At 39.6% G+C, this 1,295-nt stretch carries 1 protein-coding gene and 1 pseudogene; both read right to left on the reverse strand.

The window, feature by feature from the left end; translation table 11 throughout:
- Positions 1 to 91, reverse strand: a pseudogene (locus R2S67_RS22725) (nuclear transport factor 2 family protein); the annotation flags it as partial.
- A 145-nt stretch (positions 92 to 236) separates the two neighbouring features.
- Positions 237 to 644: a hypothetical protein gene (locus R2S67_RS22730; protein ID WP_317347173.1), complete on the reverse strand. Its 408-nt coding sequence runs from the start codon at positions 642 to 644 to the stop codon at positions 237 to 239.
- Between the last annotated feature and the right edge of the window lie 651 nt (positions 645 to 1,295).

Consider the following 1,295-nt stretch of genomic DNA (forward strand, 5'->3'; position numbering starts at 1 on the left):
CAAAATCTGGGCTAAGCCACTCACTTGCTTTCGTGAAATCATTAGTTTTCATTGCGTCCCAAAAAGCTAAGACGACTTCCTTTGAATTCATTATTTCCCTCCAAGCACATAACGCCGCGTTAAGTAGTGAGCAACGTTACCACCTAACCTAAACTATTGCACCGTAAACTCAAAAGCTGACTCATACCCAAAATGCCACGCGTTGCGAATCTGTCTTTAACGCTTTGTTATATGCGTTAATACAGGCTCACACCACACCTTATTGCTATACGCTGGAGGTCTAGATTTTTGGTATCAACTGCTGTGTCCATTCCTTTGTTTTTTAAGTCTAAAAACAATTCTGCCATATAACCTTTTTTTCTATGTTTAGGTTCTGTGTAGCAAACCCACAATTGTGCTTCATTATCCGTTTTTTTATAAAGTACATAAGACTTCAAAGGCACATATGTAACTCTGTAAGAATCAAAAGGTCCATCATTAATAACATGCACTCTAAAAAGGTTCGACCACTGCTCGCGCTTTGTCTCACAAACAGATTGTAATAAATGAGCTCCTGCGCCACATTTGACCACGATCGCTCCAAAATCAACACTAGGGTTACTTTCAAGAAAAGATTTCAAACTAACATCTATAATTTTCGTCATTGTAAATCCTTGCTTAAGCATATAACGCCGCATTAAGGGGTGAACAACGCCACCACCCAACCTAAGCTATTGTGCCGTAAACACTAAAGTTGATTCAAACCAAAACTGCCTAGCGTTGTGAATCCCTCTTGAATGCTTTGTTAGTTGCCAAACCTAACGCTTTGATTTGATGTTAATTACTGCTTTGCCAACACTAGCTTTACGTGTTTTGGAAAACTCAAATCAGGCGCAGTTTCCAAGCGACTGTCACTGAAACCACTTGGAACATGAAACGCCGTAGAAAACGAGCTAACAACACCAAAAAGCGCATTTGGACAAACAATGTTACAGAGCTAACTTTCAACATATAAATCGGTTTCTGAAATAGAAAATACAACCACAAAAGAAACCAACGCACGATTTTACAAACCCAAATAACTAGAAATTGAAATACGAAAACCGAGCCAAAAACACACGAACCTAAGCCCTAAATATTTTGTTTTAGCTGCGTTTTTCTCGTTGGCAACTAACGCGCAGTTAAGGTGTGAGAGACGCACATGCACCCTAACCTAAAATAAACTCTGATAAATCCGTGCCTATTTGGGCACTAAAACCCCAATGCGTTTCGAATCGCCTTGAACGTCTTGTTATTCCGCAACTAAAGTCGGCTAT

Source organism: Vibrio sp. T13N (assembly GCF_032970445.1).
In the GTDB taxonomy this organism is placed as follows: domain Bacteria; phylum Pseudomonadota; class Gammaproteobacteria; order Enterobacterales; family Vibrionaceae; genus Vibrio; species Vibrio diabolicus.